Origin of the sequence: Microbacterium esteraromaticum, assembly GCF_028747645.1 — a bacterium.
Taxonomy (GTDB): Bacteria; Actinomycetota; Actinomycetes; order Actinomycetales; family Microbacteriaceae; genus Microbacterium; species Microbacterium esteraromaticum_C.
This window is the reverse complement of record NZ_CP118100.1, coordinates 1150097-1172288: the sequence shown is the minus strand read 5'-3', so window position 1 is coordinate 1172288 and position 22192 is coordinate 1150097. Positions and strand designations below refer to the sequence as shown.

The 22192-nt window shown below is 68.9% G+C and carries 18 protein-coding genes; 11 read left to right on the top strand and 7 right to left on the bottom strand.

Features of this window, described 5'->3' with window-relative positions:
* Positions 1–187 precede the first annotated feature (187 nt).
* Together PTQ19_RS05280 and PTQ19_RS05275 are read left to right on the top strand one after the other, a co-directional pair.
* Entirely contained in the window at positions 188–781 is a 594-nt protein-coding gene (locus PTQ19_RS05280) for a PadR family transcriptional regulator (protein ID WP_179411270.1), read from the top strand.
* Between the two features lie 174 nt (positions 782–955).
* On the top strand, positions 956–2281 hold the full coding sequence (locus PTQ19_RS05275; protein ID WP_274368724.1) for a hypothetical protein: 1326 nt from the start codon (positions 956–958) through the stop codon (positions 2279–2281).
* 70 nt (positions 2282–2351) lie between these two features.
* Here PTQ19_RS05275 and PTQ19_RS05270 read toward each other — a convergent pair whose 3' ends face one another.
* The 6 genes from PTQ19_RS05270 to mtrA form a co-directional block, all read right to left on the bottom strand.
* The gene (locus PTQ19_RS05270) at positions 2352–5975 is read right to left on the bottom strand and encodes a phosphodiester glycosidase family protein (RefSeq protein WP_274368723.1); all 3624 of its coding nucleotides are present in this window, start codon (positions 5973–5975) and stop codon (positions 2352–2354) included.
* Between the two features lie 297 nt (positions 5976–6272).
* Positions 6273–6926 (bottom strand): ribosome hibernation-promoting factor, HPF/YfiA family, encoded by a 654-nt coding sequence (hpf, locus tag PTQ19_RS05265; RefSeq protein WP_179411273.1) that lies wholly within the window; start codon positions 6924–6926, stop codon positions 6273–6275.
* Between the two features lie 111 nt (positions 6927–7037).
* On the bottom strand, positions 7038–7685 hold the full coding sequence (locus tag PTQ19_RS05260) for a ComF family protein (protein WP_274368722.1): 648 nt from the start codon (positions 7683–7685) through the stop codon (positions 7038–7040).
* 104 nt (positions 7686–7789) lie between these two features.
* Positions 7790–9496 carry an LpqB family beta-propeller domain-containing protein gene (locus tag PTQ19_RS05255; RefSeq protein WP_274368721.1) on the bottom strand — a complete coding sequence of 569 codons (1707 nt, stop codon included), beginning with the start codon at positions 9494–9496 and terminating at the stop codon, positions 7790–7792.
* Positions 9493–11169, bottom strand: a complete 1677-nt coding sequence (gene mtrB / locus PTQ19_RS05250; RefSeq protein WP_425313187.1) for an MtrAB system histidine kinase MtrB — start codon at positions 11167–11169, stop codon at positions 9493–9495. The genes PTQ19_RS05255 and mtrB overlap by 4 nt, the downstream gene beginning before the upstream one ends.
* A gap of 10 nt (positions 11170–11179) precedes the next feature.
* A complete protein-coding gene (gene mtrA, locus PTQ19_RS05245) occupies positions 11180–11860 on the bottom strand; it encodes an MtrAB system response regulator MtrA (RefSeq protein WP_206550140.1) in 681 nt (226 codons plus the stop codon).
* 163 nt (positions 11861–12023) lie between these two features.
* Between mtrA and PTQ19_RS05240 the strand changes: the two genes are divergently transcribed.
* From PTQ19_RS05240 to aqpZ, 8 genes are all read left to right on the top strand, one after another.
* The gene (locus tag PTQ19_RS05240; protein WP_274368720.1) at positions 12024–13316 is read left to right on the top strand and encodes a hypothetical protein; all 1293 of its coding nucleotides are present in this window, start codon (positions 12024–12026) and stop codon (positions 13314–13316) included.
* The gene (locus PTQ19_RS05235; protein ID WP_274368719.1) at positions 13316–13972 is read left to right on the top strand and encodes a DUF4129 domain-containing protein; all 657 of its coding nucleotides are present in this window, start codon (positions 13316–13318) and stop codon (positions 13970–13972) included. Before PTQ19_RS05240 ends, PTQ19_RS05235 begins: the two co-directional genes overlap by 1 nt.
* Positions 13969–15183 (top strand): DUF4350 domain-containing protein, encoded by a 1215-nt coding sequence (locus PTQ19_RS05230; RefSeq protein ID WP_274368718.1) that lies wholly within the window; start codon positions 13969–13971, stop codon positions 15181–15183. Before PTQ19_RS05235 ends, PTQ19_RS05230 begins: the two co-directional genes overlap by 4 nt.
* Positions 15184–15194: 11 nt before the next feature.
* Complete coding sequence (locus PTQ19_RS05225; RefSeq protein WP_179411903.1) at positions 15195–16163, top strand: AAA family ATPase; 969 nt, start codon at positions 15195–15197, stop codon at positions 16161–16163.
* Between the two features lies 1 nt (position 16164).
* Complete coding sequence (locus PTQ19_RS05220) at positions 16165–17472, top strand: DUF58 domain-containing protein (protein ID WP_274368717.1); 1308 nt, start codon at positions 16165–16167, stop codon at positions 17470–17472.
* A 60-nt stretch (positions 17473–17532) separates the two neighbouring features.
* Positions 17533–17973, top strand: coding sequence for a Fur family transcriptional regulator (locus tag PTQ19_RS05215; RefSeq protein ID WP_274368716.1), 441 nt, complete (start codon positions 17533–17535; stop codon positions 17971–17973).
* Positions 17966–19438 carry a catalase gene (locus tag PTQ19_RS05210; RefSeq protein ID WP_274368715.1) on the top strand — a complete coding sequence of 491 codons (1473 nt, stop codon included), beginning with the start codon at positions 17966–17968 and terminating at the stop codon, positions 19436–19438. The genes PTQ19_RS05215 and PTQ19_RS05210 overlap by 8 nt, the downstream gene beginning before the upstream one ends.
* 134 nt (positions 19439–19572) lie before the next feature.
* Positions 19573–20361, top strand: coding sequence for an aquaporin Z (gene aqpZ, locus PTQ19_RS05205; protein ID WP_274368714.1), 789 nt, complete (start codon positions 19573–19575; stop codon positions 20359–20361).
* 9 nt (positions 20362–20370) lie between these two features.
* On the opposite strand, the gene PTQ19_RS05200 is transcribed toward aqpZ, so the two are convergent.
* Complete coding sequence (locus tag PTQ19_RS05200; protein ID WP_274368713.1) at positions 20371–21360, bottom strand: stage II sporulation protein M; 990 nt, start codon at positions 21358–21360, stop codon at positions 20371–20373.
* Between the two features lie 16 nt (positions 21361–21376).
* Between PTQ19_RS05200 and PTQ19_RS05195 the strand changes: the two genes are divergently transcribed.
* Positions 21377–22186 (top strand): RDD family protein, encoded by an 810-nt coding sequence (locus PTQ19_RS05195; protein ID WP_274368712.1) that lies wholly within the window; start codon positions 21377–21379, stop codon positions 22184–22186.
* Positions 22187–22192 lie beyond the last annotated feature (6 nt).

Below are 22192 nucleotides of genomic sequence, written 5' to 3'. Positions count from 1 at the left end.
CGGCGACCGTTCCACGCCGGACATACCGTGCCATGCTACCGGCCGACGCGCGGCGGATGCTGTGGATGGGCACGTTCGGGAACGCTGAGGGCGAACGGATGCCCCGCACCACACTGTTGCACCCGTGCACGTTTCCCCATATACATATACGCAGAAATGCAATACCGGCAAACGATCGGAGCGCATCATGTCCGTCCGCCAGAGCCTGCTCGCCATCCTCGACCAGGGACCGTGCTACGGCTATCAGCTACGCGCGGAGTTCGACCGACGGACCGGGTCGACCTGGCCACTGAACGTCGGCCAGATCTACAACACGCTGGAGAGACTCGAACGCGATGGCCTGGTCGAGAAGGGCGATACCGATGAGCACGGCCATGTCTACTACGAGATCACCGGGGCCGGCCGGCTCGAGGTGCAGGCGTGGCTGGACTCACCAGTGCAGCGCGGCACCGGCACCCGTGACGAACTGGCGATCAAGCTGGCGGTCGCAGCGACTCTGCCCGGGGTGGATCCCTTCGTCGTGATCCGCGGCGAGCGCGATGCGGCGCAGGCTCGATGGCAGCGCCTTCACGACAGCGTTCGCAGCGGTGCCGAACCGACGGTGCCCGAAGAACTGGCGCACGCCCTGGTCCTCGACGCACAGCTGTTCGCTGCGGAGGCGGAGCTGCGGTGGCTCGACCACGTCGAGCAGAGACTGCACGGGCATCCATCGCACCTTCGAGAGCTGGAGCTCTCCGCCGAGCGCCCCCGACGAGGACGACCGGTCCGCGAGGTCGCCTGAGCCCCGGCATCCCCCACCCACTCCGTCGAGACCCCCACCTGCTGTCGACACCCCGGGTTATGGACGACCATACCCAGGGGTGTCGGCGGTAGCACGGGGTGTCGGCGCGGGCGTTCGCCGAAGGCGCACCCGCCCACAGCGTCGGCATCGCCTGCTCCCCGTAGGATCGTGGGCATGGCCGGTTTCTGGGGCAGACGCAAACGTGAGCAGGAAGCGCAGCAGGCGCAGGACGCAGATCTGGCGCGCCAGGCGCAGCAGGCGCTGGTCGCGGCGGATGAGCGAATCCGCACGGCCGGCGATGAGCTGGCATTCGCCCAGGCCGAACTCGGCGACTCGCTGACGGCCGACCTGGGTGCGGCGCTGCACGCCGTGCGCACGCATCTGCGCGAGGCGTTCCAGCTGCACCAGCTCAACCACGACGAGATCCCGGACACTGAAGAAGAACTGCGCACCCGCAATGCGCGCATCGTGCAGCTGTGCGAGTGGGCGGACGGCCTGCTCGACGAGAAGACCTCGGCGCTCGCCGACACGATCGCGAAGGTGCGCAACGCTCCGCAAGTGGTCGCGCGTGTGCGTGCGGATGCTGACGCACTGAGCAGCCGGGTGCCGCAGGCGCGCGCCACGATCGAGCGTCTGTCGTCCCGATACGCCGAGTCCGCGATGCACCGCATCTCCTCCGCCGCCGAGGAGTCCGAGCAGCTGATCGCGTTCGCCACACACGGCGCCGATGTCTCTGAGCGTCGCCGTGCTGCACAGCAGAATCAAGAGGCCAACCTCGCGCTGGAGACGGCGACGGAGGCCGTGCGCCGCGCCGGCGCCATCCTCGACGCGGTCGAGGATTTCGAGATCGAGGCGCTGCGTGCCGAGTCGACGCTCGCCGATGTCGTCGCCGATTCGCGCGAGGACATCGCCGCGGCCCGCAACGCTCCGCAAACGCCCGAGGTGGTCGCGGCCACCGCCGCGCTGAATGCTGCACTGCGGGCGCTCACGCCGACCGGCCAGCCCAACGATCCGTTCGCCGAGCTCAGCGATCTGCGCACGGCCAACGCCGCGCTGGATGCGGCCATCGATAAGGCGAACTACCGCGCCCAGCATCCGCTCCCCTCGCTCGAGCACGTGCAGCACTCGCTCGACGATGCCGACCGCCAGCTGGGGGTTGCTCGCGGCCTGATCGCCGGCCACCGCGGGTGGATCGGCGCAGATGCCCGCACCCGCCTGGCCGAGGCTGAGCGACTGCGCACCGATGTGCCCGCGCTGCTCCCCGCCGAGGAGACCCGCGAGCAGGCGCTCTCGGCCGCCCGCCGGGTCGCGCAGCTGGCATCCGAAGCCCTGCAGCTCGCGCAGCGCGACATCGACTCGGCCCGCCCGCAGGATCAGGGCTGGGGCGGCAACCAGGGGTGGGGCCCGGGCGGCCGACGCGGCGGCGGTGGCGGCGACATCGTCAGCGGCGTACTCGGCGGACTCGTCATCGGCAGCATCCTCGACGGCATCTTCGACTGACGCCGCCACTCGCATTCAGACGAAGGCGCCGCCGGGCTGAGCCCGGCGGCGCCTTGCTGTGTGCGGCTACTCAGGCCGTGCGGCGGCGCACCACCATCAGCGCGCCTGCGGCCGTCAGGACGAACGCGACGAGCAGCACACCAAGCACGCGCAGGGTGTCAGCACCCGTCGTGGCCAGTTCGCCGTCCGAGCCGGCATCCGCCGCGCCATCGCCGGAATCGATCGGCTCCTCCGGATCGGTCGGCTGCTCCGGATCGACGGGCTTCTCCGGATCGGTCGGGACCTCGGGGTCCGTCGGAACCTCCGGATCGGTCGGCACCTCCGGATCAGCGCGGACGGTGATGATGTGCTCGACCTGCTCGCCGCCCACCGTCAACCGGATCGTCGCGGTTCCCTCGCCGGTCGCCGTGAGCATTCCCGTGACCGGGTTCACTCGCAGCACAGCCGCCGGCACAGCCTCAGCGGCGCTGAACGCCCGTGCCCCGCTGGGCACGACCGAGCCGTCATCGACGACCACCGCATCGCCGCCCCACTGGGCGCTCATCGGCCACCCCACCGGCACGATGCGGCCGCCGTCCTGCGAGATCGTCGCATCGATCGACACGCTCTCGCCGACCGTCATCGCCGCAGGGATCGGCACACTCGCCCCGAGGGTGACCGCATCGACGCGCGGCGTGACCTCTGCCCGCATCCAGTCGGTGCGGCTGACCACCGGATCAGGCGCGTCGCCGACGACACCCGCCCCGGGCTCGATGCCGAGCATCGCCCAGCCGGTGAAACCACCGTTCTCCGGCAGACCGGAGGGCGACTTGCCGCTGTTTCCGGTGAGCAGGTTCGACACGCCGTCGAAACTCGACGCGTGGAACACCCCAGCGTGCGCGCTCACGGCAGCGATCGACTTGCCCGTGTCCGCGCGGAACTCGGCGAGACGCTCCGCGAACCGGCGCGCCTCCAGGCGATCCGAGATCTGGCTGTCCTTGCTGGGCTTCGGGTCATCGACAGGATGGTGCGCGAAGACCAGCACGCCGGTGATGTCATCGTCATTGCCGGCCGTGGCCAGAGCCTGCTCCAGGAATCGCAGCTGCGTCGGATCGGACCGGTTGAACGACCCGTGTGAGGTGTCCAGCGTCACGATGAGTGTGCTGCCCACGCGTGTGCTGTGTCGCGTCGGACCGAACTCGTCGATGAAGTTCTGAATCGGACCGCCCATCACCTCGTGGTTTCCCGGCACATAGATCCACGGCAACCTGTCGCCGATCTCCTCGTCGAGGATCCGGCGCGCGAGGTCGAAGTCCTCAGGCGCGGCCTCATCGACGAAGTCTCCGGTGATGATGAACATCTCCGGTTCCGCGGCGAGGATCTCGCGGAGCGTCTGCCGAGCGCCCTGCACATTCGGCCCATCCGGGTTGCGCGCGACGAACTGGGCGTCGCTCATCACCGCGATCCGCTGCGTGCGGTCATCGACCGTGCCGTTGGTGACGATCACCGCGTCGTGAACCGCTTGTGCGACGGGCTGTTCGACATCAGGTGCCACGACAGCGGTCAGCCCGGCGAACATCGTCTCACCCTGATACTGGCGCGCCCCGGAGGTCTCCATCATCCGCACCCGCTGGATCGAGAGCGGGAACGCGGTTCCGGTCGGCACCGGGAACCTGACCTGCTGCCACCCCGTCCAGCCGGTGTGGGGGCCGTCGAGGTTCATGGTGGTGCCATTGCCCGTCTTGACCTGCAGCCGCGGCCACGTCGCGTTGCCGTCACCATGAAGCCACATCGTGATCGCCTGCGGCTGCCCCGGCACCTCGATGCCCTCCGGTGCTACGGCATAGGCACCGCGCGTGCCCGTCGAACTGGCGAAGTCGTAGGTGAGCTTCAGCGCCGTCAGACCGTCCGGCCCCTCGGCCGTGCTCAGCGTGCCCGTGGCGCGGTCCGAGCGGAAGATCCACTCGGTCGCGTCGGCCAGATCGGTGATCCCCCGCTCTTCCAGGCCGACGGTCACGGCGACATCAACGCGATGCTCACCGACCGAGAAGCTCACGGTGGCGGCTCCGGAGGCCGTCTCCGGCACAATCGTGAAGGCGTCCCGACCATCGGACTCCACCCGCACATCTGCACCCGAGGTGACGGTGATGTCGCGCGCTTCCATGGGCGCGGTGAACCCATCGGCATCCACACCCGTGATCCGCACCGTCGCCGTGGACGCGGCGTCCTCCAACGCGATCACGCTGCTGCTCGCCCGCAACTGGTGCAGAGCACCGAGCACGCGCAGCGAGACCGTGGACGAGTGCCCCTCGGCGGCGAACGTGACGGGCGCTCGTCCGGCGGTGATCCCCGTCACGACCGCGGTCGCGCCATCGAGCAGGGTCAGTTCAGCATGATCACCGGTCACGTCGAACTCTCCCGTCGCGGGAACAGCCGTCAGGTTGGCGTCCAACCCCGTGGCGGAGAGCGTGCGCGACAGGCCGGGGAAGACGTTCGTCGCGGTATCCGCGTCGATCACGGGCGTGACCGCCACGCCCTCGACGCCGCCCTCCGGCGCCGTCGACGAGAACACCAGGCTGTTGGGTACGCTGCGCAGCACTCCATCGGAGGGAGCGTTGGCGACACTCAGCGCGGTCGTTCCCGGTTCACGCAGCAGCAGCGAGCTGGAGCCGCCGCCGTCGAGGTTGACGGCGTTGTGCGCGCCGAGCTCGACGAGGAACTCACCGAGCTCATCCAACCGCATTCCGCGAGAGTGGCTCTGTCGGCCATCGATCGAGACGATGTAGACCGTCGTTCCGTCGGCGCTCACCCCCGCGGCCGTGCGCGGCTCGCTCGAGCCGTTCTGACCGACGACCGTGCCGTCGACGACGAGTCGCTGGTTGCCGCTGATCGCCATGTCCACGTCAGCATCCGCGCGCACCGTCACAGGTAGCGGGTCGCCGACGGCGACACCGGCGAGCAGATCGACGGCCGCTCCCCGCGCGAGCAGGATCCCGGTGCCGGTGGGGATGGCGGCCGGTTCGGTGATCTCAGTCAGATCGGAGCTGAAGCGGGCAACCTGCCCGTCGCGGATCTCGACGCGCAGGAAGGAAGGGTCGATGTTGGCCGGTCCGCCGATCGCCCGCGCCAGTGGATACTCCCCCCAGATGGACGTGAAGTACCCCAGCCCGCCAGCCGGGATCGAGATACTGTTCACCCCCGCGACGGCGTGCGTCACCTCGCCGATCTCGACCGTGGCCGCCGAGCTCAACCGCTGCACAGCCGCGATGCCGGCAGAGAGCGTGAGGCTCTCGGTCGGTGCCGGGCTCGTGGTCTTCAGACCATCCGCCACCGAGATATTGGTGCCCTGCGCGACACCGGAGTTGTTGATGTCGAAGAACGAGCCGTTGACCGCTGCGACAGCGCTCTCTCCCAGCGCATGCTCCGTCAGCGGTGCGGGCCGGCTCAACGCGCCCGAGTCACTGATGTCCATCTGCAGCGTCGAGGTGGACAGGTCGGCGACCAACACGTCGCCGGTGACCCAGCCCTCCGGCTGCAGACGATCGAAGCTGGTCGCCTCCAGACCGGGGGCGATACGGCGTGTATCAGCCCGCAGCAGGCTGGACTCGCCGTTGTCGAGATCGAGCCCTCCGGTGTCCGGGGCCGCATAGGCTGCGGGCTGCGGGGGTACGGCCACCACACCGACGGTGAGCCCCAATGCGAGCCCAACAACCACCGTGGATTTAAGACGGGATAACGACGACGAAGCCACGAGAACAGTTCACCTTTCGAGTTGTCAAGCGCCGTACGGGGAAGTCCGGTGACGGCCTGAACGGCCACGCCGGGGCGCCACGGCGAAGCTACTCATGCCCGGTGACGCCGGGATGAACCACAGATGACCGGGCGTTCGCGCACACGAAAGGCCCCGGTGAGCGAGTGCTCACCGGGGCCTTTCAGACGTGCTGTGCGGGACCTTCCCGTCCGGACGACATCTCGGAGTGCGGGGCGCCGCCCGCCGGTCGGGATCCCGCTGTCAGGACGCGAGTGCCTCGGCGGGTGGTGCCGCGGTCGTGAGCGAGATCACGCCGTAGTCCCAGCCCTTGCGCCGGTAGACGACGCTGGGGTGGTCGGTGCGGGCGTCCACGAACAGGAAGAAGTCGTGGCCCACGAGCTCCATGCGGTCGACGGCTTCTTCGACCGTCATCCACTCCGCATCGAAGTTCTTCGTGCGGATGACCACGGGCGAGTACTCCTCCTCTTCCTCAGCCACGGGCACTGCGCCGGTCGCGACGGCCTGCAGCACGTCGACGGATGCCGGCTGCACGTCGATTCCCGCGAGTGCGCCGATGCCCTTCTCGAAGTGCGGCCCGCGGCTCTGGTTGCGGCTGTCGATGCGCTTCTCCTTGGCGCGTCGCAGCTGCTCGGCCAGCTTGTCGAGTGCCATGTCCAGCGCCGTGAACTTGTCGGGGTCGATCGCCTCGGCACGAACGACCGGTCCCTTGCCGAGCAGGGTGAGCTCGACCGTCTCATCGGGACGACGACCGTTGCGGTAGGCGCGGTGCGTGACCTTGATCTCGAGTCGCATCGCTCGCGGTGCGAGCGTCTGGATACGCGCTGTCTTCTCCTCGACAACCGTCCGGAACCGATCGGAGATGCTCACTCCGACGCCGACGATGCTCGTTTCCATCACTGCCTCCTTGTCCCGGTCCACCCGGCCAAGGGCGGACCGCGGTCGCCTTGTGACCCCCTACGCTAGTCCCCGTTCCGGCTCATGTCACTACCCGCGAGCCGTGTCTTTTCAGAAGTTTCCGGTGAGCTCGATTCGACGTGGTGTCGCGGCGAGCGCAACCGCTCCGATCGGGTTCAGCCCGGCCGCACGCAACGCCCGCGCGGCCTCATCCAGCGTGGCCCCGGTGGTCACGACGTCGTCGAAGATCACCACCCGGGTGCCAGGCGCAGCACCGCCGCGCACACGCAGGCTGCCGGCGACGTTGCGCGCGCGTGCCTCGCGGTCGAGCGCGCGCTGATCCCGGGTGCGACGTGCGGATGCCAGCATCCGATGCGCACGGAGTCCCGCTCTGCGCACGAGCAGCTCCGGCACGCGGTATCCGCGCCGCCGGTACGCGGCGCGGCTGGTGGGGACGGGCACGACGGCGGCATCGGCTTCGGCGAGGATGCCGGCGACGGCGGCTCCGAGCGGATGCGCGAGCATCGTCGCGCCGTCCTCCTTGAGACGTCGGATGCTCCGCGCCGCCACACCTTCGTACGTCAGTGCTGCCCGCACAGCAAGGCCTTGCGGGGTCGATACGAGGATCGGCTGCGGCGCCAACAGCGACCGGCACGAATCGCACAGGAGCGCGCCGGGAAGATCGCATCCTGGGCACGTCGCCGCCAGAAGGAAGGCAAGTGCCTCCCGCCCGAGCCGGGCCCAACCATCGGCGTCCATGCGTTGACACTGGCGCACATGCACACACCGCAGAGGCCGCCAACGCGCATTCCGTGCACAACCTGCCCGATCCCGTCCGATGTGCACGGACGGTCAGCGAGTGTTCAGTACCCGGCGCGGGTTCCCAGCACGAGCACGTCTTCCACGGCCTTCTGCCAGGACGAACCGCGCAACGCGTACACGGATCCGTCGTCGGACAGCACACGCAGGCCGGTCGTCGTCCGTGCCCCCGCCAGCGAGACGGCGTCCACCGGAGCTGGTGAGGACGAGGCCGGACCACCGATCACATACGTGGTCAGCGTGGAATCCGGCGCAGTGGTGAGCACGGCGACCGAGTCCGAGCCGACCCATGCCAGCCCACGGCCCGGACCGTTGAGCACCGCGATCTCGGGTATCTCTGACGAGAGTGCGAGCGGCACCCCGACTTCATCGCGGATGATCGACGCGACCAGCAGGCGGTGTTGCCCACCGTTCGTGACGATCGCGGCGACCCTCGCGCCGTCCGCGGCCACGCGCACGTGGCTGATCTGCTCCGCCCCCGGCCACGCACCCGCGACGGAGTGCGGGACGACATCGGTGCTCCAGGCCTGCAGATCGGCGGGAGTACCGCGCGGTACCGACCACGCGTAGCCGTACGGGTCGAGCGACGGCACGATCAGCCCTGTTCGGCTGTCAAGCTCGGTCGTGCGCCCATCGCGCACGGCGTACACGTGCCCGTCCTGCAGCTGCGTCGCCGCGAGCAGCGCATCGAGCGACACGTCGATCGAGCGCAACGGTGAGGCGATCGCGTCGATCTGCGCGCTGAGGCCCGTCACGGGAGCGACCTCGCCAGCAGAGGCCGTGCCGAACGCATCAGAGGTCTGCACCATCACGCCCGGGTCGGTGATCGGTTGGTCAAGCGACACGGTGCCGGCATCCAACGGCGCGCCCTCGACGAAGAACCTGACCTCGGCGACACCGGTTCCGGAGAGGCTCTCTTCCAGTTGCGTCCGCATCCGCGCGAGCACGGTGCCGGATGCCGACAGCGCCGACCGGGACAGCGACACCGAAGCGACCCTCGAAGAGTCGATCGGTACGGCGTCACCGACGAGCGACACATCGGCCGGGAACGCCGTGCGCACTGCGGGGTCGAGCCAGTCACTGGGCGTTCCCGAGATCAGCGAGCGGGTAACAGTGCTGGCCATCGCTTCTAGCCGTGGGAACCAGCGCACGTCGGGGACGAGGTGATTCCAATTCGGGTCGAAGTACTTCAGTGAGAACTTCTCATAGACCTGACCGAACGTCCCGATATCCAGCGTGATGCCGTCCTGTGCCTCGGAGATGCGCCACTCACCGCCTTCGGGCCGGACGAGCCGGTAGGTGGCCTTGGCCGTGCCGTCTGCGGCCGTGTACGCGCCATCGCCGTCCACGCCGGCGATCTGCTCGAGCTGAACCGTGACCTCCGCCGTCGTCGCCGACTCGTCGTCCGCGTCCACCGTCGAGGTGAACTCTCTCGTGAGGATGGACGAGTCGATCGCGACTCCGCTGTCAGGATCCCACTCGGGAGAGAACTCCTCAGTCAGGAACTGATGCGCGATCTCCCAGTTGTTCCGCGGCGTCATCGACGCCTCCAGGAAGCGCGAGACGATCTCCTCGGGTCCAGCCCCCGGTTCGGGACCGCGCGCGATCGGCGTGAAGCTGGTGGCGTCACCGTCCTCGCCGACGGGAAGCCCGGCGTTGGGAGGTCCGGATGTGGGCAACCCGGCGCATCCCGCCAGAAGCAGCCCCGCCGCGAGTACCGCGATCAGGCGGATGCCGATGCGCAATCTCATAGTCGTCCCCCCTCGATGTCCGGTGTCGGCGGTATGACGATCGGCTGCGTAACGTCTCCCAGTCCCGGCAGCGTCTCCTGCGGCTCCAGCGGCACGGGTCCCTGTCCGGTGGGCATCGAATCGCCGGAGCGCGGAATCGTGAGGACGAAGTTTGTTCCCACGCCGAGCTCGGACCAGACCTCCAGGTTGCCGCCGTGCAGTTTGGCGTCGCCCAGGGCGATCGACAGGCCGAGCCCGGTGCCGCCGATGGTGCGCCTGCGCGACGGATCGGCGCGCCAGAACCGGTCGAAGACGCGTTCGGCGTCTTCGGAGCGCATCCCGAGTCCGAAGTCACGCACGCCGACGGCGACGGCATATTGATTGCTGTCCACCGTGATCACGACGGGCCGCCCTTCGCCGTGCTCGACCGCGTTGCCGATGAGGTTTCGCAGCACACGGCGAACCCGTCGCGGGTCGAGATCGACCGGTGAGTACCCACCGGGAGCCACCATGCGCAGTTCGGTGTCGTGCGCCGTCGCGAGCGGACGCAGCTCATCGACGATCTCCTCGGCCAGCTGTGCGAGGCTCGTCGCCTCGACCTCCAGTTGCACCGAACCGGCGTCGTACCGGCTGATCTCGAGCAAATCGGAGAGCAGCAGCTCGAAGCGCTGCACCTGGGTGTGCAGGAGCTCTGCGGTGCGCGCCGTCGTGGGATCGAACTCATCCTTCTGATCGTTGATCATCTCGGCCGCCAACCGGATCGTCGTCAACGGAGTGCGCAGCTCGTGCGAGACGTCCGAGACGAACCGCTGCTGCACGAGCGAGAGCTCCGCCAGCTCGCGGATCTGACTCTCGATGCTGTCGGCCATAGCGTTGAACGAACGTCCAAGCGTCGCCAGTTCGTCCTCACCACGGACGGGCAGCCGTACTTCGAGATCGCCGGACGCCAGGCGCGCACTGGTCTCGGCCGCTTCGATGATCGGCCGAGACACCGACCGCAGCACGAGCCACGAAATGCCCGCGATGATCGCCACGAGTGTGATCCCCGCCAGCCACAGCGTGCGTTGAACGAACAGCAGCGTCTCATCGGCGTCAGCGAGATCGTACGCGAGATAGATGTCGTACGACCCGACATCGCGGATGGTCAGCATCTGCCCGACGACGATGCCCGCGGTCGTGGTCCCATCGTCCTGAGGTAACGCCACCGACTGCCACGCCTGGCGGCCAGGCACCGTCACGACGCGCGTGCGCAGTTCGTTGCTCAGTGTCGGGAACGGCCGCAGGCTGCGGAACCCCGACGGGGCGAACCCGTCGCCTGCACTCTCGGCGAAGAACCCGACGATCCGGTCGGTGGAGGCGGCGCGTCCGAGCACGCGCTGCGCCTCGCCCCACAGGGCGGCGGTCGCCGCACGATCATCGCCGACCTGCGCGGAGTCGAGGAGCTTCTGCGCCTGCAGCACCGACACCTGCGCATTGTGCAGCGCTTCGTCTTTGCGCGATTCGAACAGGTCATTGCGGATGACCAGCGCCATGGCCACACAGGTGATGAAGATCGCCAGTGCCGTGAGCAGCATGGTGATCGCCGTCGCACGGAACCGCACCGAACGCCGCCACTCCAGTCCGAGTGCGATCTGCCACCGGCGCGGAGCCCGCCACAACGATGGCGGCACCGGCGTCGGATTCGTCGCGGTCACCCGCGGTCCCCTATCCGACGCTCCCGGCCCGGTAGCCCACGCCCCGCACCGTCATGACGATCCGAGGGTTGTCCGGATCCAGTTCCACCTTGGCGCGCAGGCGCTGCACGTGCACGTTGACCAGCCGGGTGTCAGCCTTGTAGTGATAGCCCCACACCTGTTCGAGCAGCATCTCGCGCGAGAAGACCTGCTGCGGCTTGGACGCCAATGCCACCAGCAGCTGGAACTCCAGCGGCGTCAGCGCGATCGGCGCGGTGCCGCGCCGCACCTCGTGCGCGTCGACGTCGATCGTGAGATCGCCGATGCGCAGCACCTCGGAAACGCTGTCGGGCGTGGGGCGAAGCCGCGTGCGGATGCGGGCGACGAGCTCTTTGGGATTGAACGGCTTGACGATGTAGTCATCAGCGCCGACCTCGAGGCCGCGCACGACGTCGGCCGTGTCGCTGCGAGCGGTGAGCATGATGATCGGTACGCCCGACTCGCCTCGGATCCGGGTGCAGATCTCGATGCCGTCCATGCCCGGCAGCATCAGATCGAGAAGGACCAGGTCGGGACGCGCGGTGCGCCATTCGTCGACGGCTTGCGCACCATCGGCACAGAAGAGCACGTCGAACCCTTCAGTGCGCAGGACGATACCGATCATCTCGGCCAGCGCCGTGTCGTCATCGACGACCAGGATTCGCGAGGTCATATTTCTACCCTGCCTCCGCTTTCTCTGTTCGTGCGGACGGCGGGATCCCCATGCTGCCGCAACGCCGTTCAGCCTACTTGAGATTCGTTCCGGCTCCCAGGAGCCCGCGCACGGCGTGATCGGACGTGTGCCACGATGGGACAGGCACAGGGAGGGAGTGCGCATGAGTGGTCAGACCTGGACCCCGGCACCGAAGAAGGGCGCCATACCGCTGCATCCAATGACGTTCGGGACGATCCTGGGTCGCTCGTTCGCCGCGCTTCGTCACAACCCCAAGGTGTTGTTCGGTTTCGCGGTGGGCGTGCAGTTCGGCATCACTCTCGTGGCGATCGCCGTGACCCTGCTGGTGACGTTCTTCACCGCCGCGCGCATCGAGAGCGTGCCGGCCGGCTCGCCGGATCGGGGCCCGATCATCGCCGGTTCGATCGCGCTGGGCATCGTGGTGGCGATCGTGGTCACCCTGGCCAGCGTCGCCTTCACCGTCATCGTGCAGGGACTGGTGGCCGCCGACGTGTCTTTCGCCGCGCTCGGCCGCAAGGCTCCCCTGCGTCCGCTGTGGCACCGAATGCGCCCGTCGTTCTGGCGACTGTTCGCCTTCGCCCTGCTGCAGGGCTTCGCGGTGTTCATCTGGTTGCTCGCGCTGACCGGGGTCGTGATCGGAGTGATGGCGAGCACCGGATTCGAGGGTGCCGGCATTGCGATCGGCGTCCTGGTGGCTGTGCTGCTCGTGCTCGGCAGCATCCCCCTCCTGGTCTGGTTGGGCACGAAGCTGCTGGTCGTTCCCGCCGCGCTCGTCCTCGAGCGCGCAAGCATCCCGCAGGCGATGGTGCGCTCGTGGCGGCTCATCCGCGGTCGGTTCTGGCCAGCGCTCGGTGTCATGTTCCTGATCGGCGCGATCATGGGTCTCGCCGCTCAGATCGTCAGCATTCCCGGTAGCGTGCTCAGCACTCTTCTCGGCGGCGTGCTGGCACCGACCGGAGCCCAAGACGCGACTGCGGTCATCGTGCTCGTGGCGGCGACGATCCTGCCGCAGGCACTCGTCTTGGCATTGCAGGCCATCACCCTGGTCGTGCAGGGCACCGGGGCGACGCTTATCTACCTCGACAGCCGCATGCGCTACGAGGGGCTGGACCAGACCCTGATCCGCCATGTCGAGCGTTCGTCTGTCGGGGTGGCCGATGAGGACCAGGGCGACCCCTACGCGGTCGATCCGACTCGAGCGGTCTCGAAGAACCCGCCGCTTGCCCAGCCGGCCCCGGCACCGGGGTACGTGGCATATCCGACGCCTCAGCCCGGATACGCACCTCAGCCCGGGTATGCACCGCAGCACGGAAACGCTCCCGCCGCGTCCGCTACGCCGCCACCGCCGCCCGCTCCCCCGGCGCCCCCGGCACCCGCCCCGCAGCCGCCCTCGGCACCGCCGCAGAGCTGGGCGGCGCCCGGCGGCTCGGAGTGATGAACCTGCTGTTCGCCAGTGACGTCCTCGTCCCCGACGGCGACGAAGCCCGCGAGCGAGCACAAGATGAGCTGTCTCGCGCGGAGTACCAGGCCGCCACGCCGACCTGGTTCGATCGGCTGGCCGCAGACGTGGCCGAGTGGTTCTTCGGCCTGTTCCGCGGCGACGGCGCGGGTGCGGTCGCTCCGGTCGCGGTGACGATCATCGTCATCATCATCGTTGCAGCCCTCCTCGTCGCACTCGCGATCTGGGGTCGCCCGAGGGCCTCTCGCTCGGTGCGTCGCCGCGCCGAGCTGCTCGGCGAGCAGGATGACCGCACGGCCGCTCAGCTACGTGCCGAAGCCGAACGCCGCGCGAAGGCACACGACTGGGACGGCGCGGTCGTGCTGCGGTTCCGTGCTCTGGCCCGCAGCCTGATCGAACGCGACGTGATCGAGCCCGCACCCGGCGCCACGGCACAGGCCATCGCGCGCGAAGCCAGTGTCGCCTTCCCTGGCTTCGGCGATCGGCTGCACTCCGCCGCAACGGCGTTCGACGCGGTGCGCTACCTCGACCGCCCCAGCGATGCCACGGCGTACCGGGTGCTCGCCGAGACTGACGACGACGTGCGTGCGAACGCACCGACGGATGCCGCTGCCCCGGCGGTTCCGGCATGAGCGCGATGACCGACGACACGAACACGGCGGAAGACGCCGTCGGGCATTCCACCGCTGCCGTACCACCGCGAGGTCGTGTGGGGCGCGCCCTGGCGTGGTTGTCGATCGTCGTCATGGTGGTTGTCCTCACCCTCATGACCCTGCGGCTGCTGACCATTGCCCCCGACCTGAGTGGCCCGCTCAACCCCGAGAGCCCCGGCCCGAACGGCGCCAAGGCGATCGCCGAGTTGACCCGGCAGGAGGGCGTGCAGATCGAGATCACGCGCAGCCGCGCCGTCGCCGCGGCCGAGGTCGGGCCGGACAGCACGCTCGTGCTCACCGATCCGGCCGCGCTCAGCGATGCCGCGGCGCTGGAGCTGATCGAGAGCGCGGATCGCGTCGTCCTTCTCACCAGCAGCGCGCGGATGCTGCGCCTGCTCGACCTCGGCGAGCGGGGCCTCCCGACGGGGCTCGTGTCAGCCGGTTGCGACCTCGCCGAGTTCGCGCGCGTCGGATCGATCGACGCCGACCGTGCGTTCACGCCCGCGTCCGGCGTGATCGGCTGCTTCGCCGACACCAGCGGAGACGCGGCTGTGCTGCGCAGCACGGATACCCAGACCGGCCGGTCTGTCACCATGGTCGATGCCAGTGGCCTGCTCACCAATCAGCATCTGGCAGAGAACGGCAACGCCGCCCTCGGGCTGGCGCTGCTCGCCCAGACCGATGAGGTCGTCTGGTACGTCCCCACCTTCGAGGACGGCGACCGTACCGACGGTGGCCCCGCAGACCTCGGTGACCTGACCCCGGACTGGCTGACCCCCGTGATCCTGCTGTTGCTGCTCGCGGGCGTCGCCGTGGTGGTGTGGCGCGGGCGCCGGTTCGGGCCGCTGGTCACCGAATCCCTGCCGGTGACGGTGCGGGTGTCGGAGACCATGCACGGGCGCGCGCGCCTGACCGCGAAGTCCGCAGACGCCGCGCACGCGGCATCCGCGATCCGTGACGGCAGCCGGCGTCGCCTCGCCGCCCGACTCTCACTGAGCCCGACAGCAGGAGCACACGAGGTCGCGGATGCCGCCGCCGACCGGTTGCGGGTGCCCCGCGGCTCGCTGCACGAGCTGCTCGCCGGCTCCCCACCGCACAGCGATCATGACCTCGTCGATATCGCCCGCAGACTCGCCGACCTCGAGACGGCTGTCGACGCAGCCGTCCACACCGAAAGGAACCTCCCGTGAGCGACGAGACCATGAACGCCACGACACCCACCGATGACGACTCGCTGCGTCAGGCGATGCACCGGGTGCGCACCGAAGTCGACAAGGCCGTGGTCGGCCAGGCCGGCACGGTCACCGGTCTGCTCGTCGCTCTGCTCGCCCGCGGGCACGTACTGCTGGAGGGTGTCCCCGGCGTGGCGAAGACACTGGTCGTGCGCAGCTTCGCGCGGGCTGTCGGCCTGGACACGAAGCGCGTGCAGTTCACCCCCGATCTGATGCCCGGTGATGTCACGGGTTCGCTGGTGTACGACGCGCGCACCGGAGAGTTCGAGTTCCGTCCCGGCCCCGTCTTCACCCACATTCTGCTCGCGGACGAGATCAACCGCACGCCGCCGAAGACCCAGGCGGCGCTGCTGGAGGCCATGGAGGAGCGCCAGGTCTCGGCAGATGGCGCGAGCCGCACGTTGCCCGACCCGTTCCTCGTCGCCGCGACACAGAACCCGATCGAACACGAGGGCACCTACACGCTGCCCGAGGCGCAGTTGGACCGCTTTCTGATGAAGCTGGTCGTCGGGATGCCCGAGCGTGACGCCGAGGTGTCGGTACTGCGTCTGCACGCCGACGGGTTCTCGCCCCGCCTGCTCACGGGTGTCTCGGCGGTCGTCACCGCCGACGAGATCCGCGCCGCACAGGACGCCGCGGCCCGAGTGCAGGTCACCGACGATGTGCTGGGCTATGTCGTCGATCTCGCGCGCGCCACCCGCAGTGCGCCGTCGGTCGAGCTGGGAGCGAGCCCGCGCGCCGCGACCGCGCTGCTGGCCGCGGCCAAGGCGTGGGCCTGGCTGAACGCATCCAGCGCCGTTACCCCCGACCATGTGCAGACCATGCTCATGCCGACGTGGCGCCACCGCCTGCAGTTGCGTCCGGACGCGCAGATGGAGGGCGTCACCGCGGATGCCGTGCTGCAGTCGGTCGTGCAGCAGACTCGGGTACCGATCTGACATGTTCGTCTCTGCACTGCTCGCTCCGCTGATCGCGCTGGGCGTCGTCCCGGTCGTGCTGCTGAGCAGCATCGGCGTCTCCCCCTGGCTGTCGACACTGGGGTGGTTGTTGCTATGCGCCGCGCTGGTCGCGACGGACGTTGTGCTGTCCGCCGCCCCGCGCGCTGTCGCGATCACCCGGCGGGTGCCGGAGCGGGCGCGCCTCGGCGAGCCGGTCACGGCGAGCGTCGCGGTGCAGAACCTCGGCACTCGCACGGTGCACGGCTGGTTGCGGGATGCCTGGCAGCCCACCGCGGGCGCCCCGGACAGCCGTTCCCCCCTGAGCATCCCGCCGGGTGAGCGTCGCCGCGTGCACATCGAGTTGCATCCTCGGCGACGTGGCGAACTGCGCAGCGAGTTCGTCGTGGTGCGTTCGCGAGGCCCGCTGGGGCTGGGCGGTCGCCAGTCCCGGCACGACGTGCCCGGCGCGCTGCGGGTGCTCCCCGCCTTCACGTCGCGCAAGCACCTACCGTCACGCCTCGCTCGTCTGCGCGAACTGGATGGGAACACGTCAATCCAGGTGCGCGGGCAGGGCACCGAGTTCGACTCGCTGCGCGAGTATGTGCGCGGTGACGACATCCGCTCGATCGATTGGCGGGCAACGGCGCGCGCCGGCACCACCATGCTGCGCACGTGGCGTCCCGAGCGCGACCGCCAGGTGGTGATCGTGATCGACACCGGCCGCACGGCAGCGGCTCGCGTCGGCGACGGGACGCGCCTGGATGCCTCTATCGAGGCCGCTCTGCTGCTGGCCGCTCTCGCGAGCCGTGCCGGTGACCATGTGCATCTGCTGATGTACGACCGCGTCGCCCGGGCGCGCGTGAGCGGTGTCGATGGTGCGAGCCTGCTCCCCGCGCTCACGGACGCCATGGCGCCGGTGCACCCCCGTCTGGTTGACACCGACTGGGCGAGCGCGTTCGCCGCTGTGCGTTCGCTGACGACGCGCCCGTCGCTGATCGTCGTGCTCACCGCGCAGGATGCAGCCGAGTCGGCCCGTGGTTTCCTCGGTGCCTTCCCCACCCCCTCGCGCGCGACGACGGTGTTGGTCGGTTCAGTCACCGATGAAGAAGTCGAACAGCTCGCTCGGCAACGAGCGTCGCGCGCCGATGTCTACCTGGCCGCCGCCGCCGAGCAGACACTGCGAGACGCGCGGACCGTGTCGGATGCCATCCGCCGTGCCGGCAGCGAGGCGATCGCCGCCGACCCCGAAGCGCTACCACCCCGAATCGCCGACCGCTATCTGGAGCTGAAGGCCGCCGGACGCCTGTAACCTGCATTTAACCGAATGGTTCCTTTATCTGAATGATTCAGAATAAGGTACGATGGAGTCATGTCCTCCCCCGCGCTCGCCGACTTCCCCGCGCTGCTGCGCGGCGCCGGCCTGCGCGTGACGACGCAACGGGTGCACGTACTCGACGCTCTTCGTCGGCATCCGCACTCCTCCGCCGACACGATCTTCGCCGGCATCCGCGACAGCCTTCCCGGCATCGCCGCAGGCACCGTTCACGGCATCCTGAACGACCTGACCGACGCCGGCGTCGTCCGCCGTGTCAGCCTGCCCGACGTCGGCAGCGCCCTTTACGAACTGCAGGGCGACGACAACCACCACCACCTGCAATGCGTGCAGTGCGGTCGTGTCGAGGACGTCCCCTGTGCGATCGGCGCGGCCCCCTGCCTTCATCCCTCTCACGACCACGGCATGCGAATCCTCGAAGCCGCGGTCACCTACCGAGCCCTCTGTCCCGAATGCGAAAGGAACGGCAATGGCTGACAAGCCCGCAACCACCACTCAGACAGGAACCCCGGTCGCCAGCGACGCGCACTCGCTCACCGTGGGCGCCGACGGCGTCACCGCGCTGCACGACCGCTACCTGGTCGAGAAGCTCGCGTCGTTCAACCGCGAGCGCGTTCCGGAGCGCAACCCGCATGCCAAGGGCGGCGGTGCCTTCGGTGAGTTCGAGGTCACCGAGGACGTCTCGGCGTACACCCGCGCCGCGGTCTTCCAGCCCGGAGCCAAGAGCGAGACGCTGCTGCGCTTCTCGTCGGTCGCCGGTGAGCAGGGCTCGCCCGACACCTGGCGCGACGTGCGCGGCTTCTCGCTGCGCTTCTACACCACCGAGGGCAACCTCGACATCGTCGGCAACAACACCCCGACGTTCTTCATCCGCGACGGCATCAAGTTCCCCGACTTCATCCACTCGCAGAAGCGCCTGGGCGGTTCGGGCCTGCGCAACGCTGACATGCAGTGGGACTTCTGGACCCTCTCGCCCGAGTCGGCCCACCAGGTGACCTACCTCATGGGCGACCGCGGCCTGTCGCGCTCGTGGCGTCACGTCAACGGCTACGGCTCGCACACCTACCAGTGGGTCAACGCCGCCGGCGAGCGCTTCTGGGTCAAGTACCACTTCCTGTCCCAGCAGGGCGTCGAGCCGATGTTCGCCGACGAGGCCGAGCGCATCGCCGGCGCGGACGCCGACTACTACCGTCGCGACCTGTACCAGGCCATCGAGAACGGCGACTTCCCGAAGTGGGACGTCTACGTGCAGGTCATGCCCTACGAGGACGCCAAGACGTACCGCTTCAACCCGTTCGACCTCACCAAGACGTGGCCAAAGGCCGACTACCCGCGCATCAAGGTGGGCACGTTCACGCTGAATCGCAACCCGCAGAACTTCTTCGCCGAGATCGAGCAGGCCGCCTTCTCGCCCGGCAACCAGGTTCCCGGCACCGGCATCTCGCCCGACAAGATGCTCATGGCCCGCGTGTTCTCGTACCCCGACGCGCAGCGCTACCGCATCGGCGCGAACTACAACCAGCTGCCGGTGAACCAGCCGCACGCAGCTGAAGTGCGCAACTACATGCACGAGGGTCAGATGCAGTACCACTTCAACCCCGCCGAGCACCGCGTCTACACCCCCAACTCGTACGGTGCCGTCGGCGGCCCCGAGGCCGACCCGCTGCTCGGTGTCGAAGCCAGCTGGGAGTCCGACGGCGAGCTCGTGCGCTCGGCCGCGACGCTGCGCCAGGACGACGGTGATTTCGTCCAGGCCGGCATCCTGTACCGCGAGGTCTTCTCGGACGAGGAGCGCGAGCGCTTCGTCGAGACCCTCGTCGGGCAGTACAGCGGCCTGACGGTGCCCGCGATCCAGGAGCGCTTCTTCTGGTACTGGGGCCAGGTCGACCAGGCTCTGGGCGAGCAGCTGCGCGCCCGTACCGCTGCGCAGGTCAACGCGTAGCATCCGCCTCCGAAACCCCTCCGTCGCCGCGCGATGGAGGGGTTTCGGCGTGTGTACCCGGCTCCCGTGCGCGGGATGCTGGATCATCGGAGCACGGACGGCGCCGCGCCGCTCGACGACGAAAGGCCAGGGCAATGACCGATTCCTCGATTGAAGCCACCCCCGAACCGGGTGGCCCACTGACCGCACCGCTGGGAACACGCCTCGCCGCCGAGGGCTTCGGCACCTTCCTGCTCGTGTTCGGCGGCGTCGGCACCGCCGTGTTCGCGTCGAACCACTTCACCGAGCCGGGCACCGAATCGGCCGTGTACGTCGCCATCGCCCTCGCGTTCGGACTCACCGTGCTCGTGGGCGTGTACGCCTTCGGCCCGATCTCTGGTGGGCACTTCAACCCGGCTGTGACGCTGGGGGCCGCTGCCGCGGGGCGCACGCCGTGGCGCGATGTCGGCCCGTACATCGTGGCGCAGGTCGTCGGCGGGGTGATCGCCTCGACAGCGCTGACGCTGATCGGGCTGTTCGGACCGCAGGGCTGGCTCCCGGCCGCGCAAGACGCGGGCTTTGCCAGCAACGGCTGGGATGCCCTCTCACCGAGCGGCTTCGGCATGCCCGCGGCCATGATCATCGAGGTCATCCTGACCGGGTTCTTCCTGCTGGTGATCCTCGGTGCGACGCACCCGAAGCGCGGCACGGCCTTCGCCGGAGTCGCGATCGGCCTCGCACTGACCCTGATCCACCTCATCTCGATCCCGGTGGACAACACCTCGGTGAACCCCGCTCGCTCGATCGCCGCAGCCATCTACGGTGGTCCCGAGGCGCTGGTTCAACTGTGGGTGTTCCTGGTCTTCCCCGTCATCGGTGCCCTGCTCGCCGGCTTCGCCTACCGTGCGTTGTTCGACGGCACGGACGCCGCTGCCCGGCGCTGATCGGAGGCGCTACCCGGCTGTCAGAGTGGGAGTGCCGGCTTCGTACTCGACGAGGTCGCCGCTCTCACCCTGGCGGGCGGCACGCCGCCCGATGACGAGCATGTAGACCAGGAAGACGGCCAGCGCTAGTGCTCCGATCCCGATCTTCACCGGCCACGGCAGCGCCGAGCCGGTGATGAATCCCTCGACGAGGCCCGACAGCAACAGCACGAAGATCAGGCCCATGGCGACGGTCGCCAGCGCGCGTCCCTCCGACGCGAGCGCGCGTCCACGCGAGCGAGGGCCGGGGACGGCCCACGCCCAGAACACGTGCAGTCCCGCAGCAGCGGCCACGAAGATCGCCGTCAGCTCCAACAGGCCGTGCGGCAGGATGTGCAAGATCATGGTGTCGAGGTGGCCGTAGGCCGCCATCACTGCCGCGGCGACACCCAGTCCGACAGCGTTCTGCACCAGCATCCAGATCGGCCACAGGCCGGTGACGCCGAAGAGCACGCACTGCATAGCGATCCACGCGTTGTTGAACCACACCATGCCCGCGAAGGACGCCATCGGCTCGTAGTACTCGACGAAGTCCTCCTCGGCGTACTGCTGCAGCACCTCGGGCGCCCCGAGAGCGGCGATGCGCGACGGGTCGGACGCGATCCATGCCGCGGTCAGGGCTCCGATCAGGACGAACAGCACCGCAATGACGCCGGTGGTCCAACGGATCCGGTACAGGGCCGCAGGCAGCTGCCGAGTGAAGAACCGTGCCGCCTGGGCGATCACGTTGTCGCCGGCGCCGGTGAAGCGCAGCCGGGCGGTTGCGAGGATGGTCGAAAGGTAGTCGCCCTGTGGGGAGGTGCCCACCGAGGTCTTGAGTTCGGCGAGGTCGGCGGATGCCGCCCGATAGCGCACGATCAGCTCATCGACCTCAGCGCCGGACAACCGGCGTCGTCGGCTGAGTTCATCGAGCCGTTCCCACTCGGGGCGGCGTGCGTCGGCAAGAGCATCGGCATCCACCTGATTTACTGTACTCATGTCTGCCGAGATCGCCGATGAACAGGAGATCCTGTCTGGAGAGGCCGTCGCCATCGATGTGCAGCCGGTGGGGTTCGTGTTGCGCGCGGCGGGAGCGCTGATCGACATGCTGTTGGGCTTCGCCGTATTCACCGGGTTCGTCCTGGTGCAGGTGTGGCTGCTGACGCTGGGGGTCTTGGACGAGCACACCGCTCGGATCCTGTCCATCTGGGCCGCTGTCGTCAGTTTTCTCGTGCTGCCGATCACCGTCGAGATGGCGACCCGTGGCCGCAGCCTGGGAAAGCTCGCCGTCGGGGGCCGCATCGTGCGCATCGACGGCGGCGCGATCACGTTCCGGCACACGTTCATCCGGGCTCTGCTCGGCGTGCTGGAGATCTACATCACGGTCGGCGGCATCGCCGTCATCACGGGCGCACTCACGGCCCGTTCGCAACGCCTTGGTGATCTCGTTGCCGGCACGTACTCGCAACGCGTGCGCACGCCACACCTGGTGCAGCAAGAGCCCGTCATGCCGCCGTCGCTCACCGGGTGGGCGACGGTCGCGGACGTCGCGCGGATGCCGGACCGTCTGGCCCGGCGGATCTCGCAGTTCCTCGTCAACGCCGACCGGCTCTCGCCGGCTGCGCGACTCAGCGTGGGCCGGGAACTGGCGGCCGAGGCTGCACCGTTCATCTCCCCCATCCCGGATGCGGGGCCCGAGGAGATGCTGCGTGCGGTCACGGTGCTGCGGCGCGAGCGTGAGCGCCGGGCACTGACGCTCTCCGATGACCGTGCCGAACACCTGAGCCGGACGCGGATCCGCGTCTGACCGATC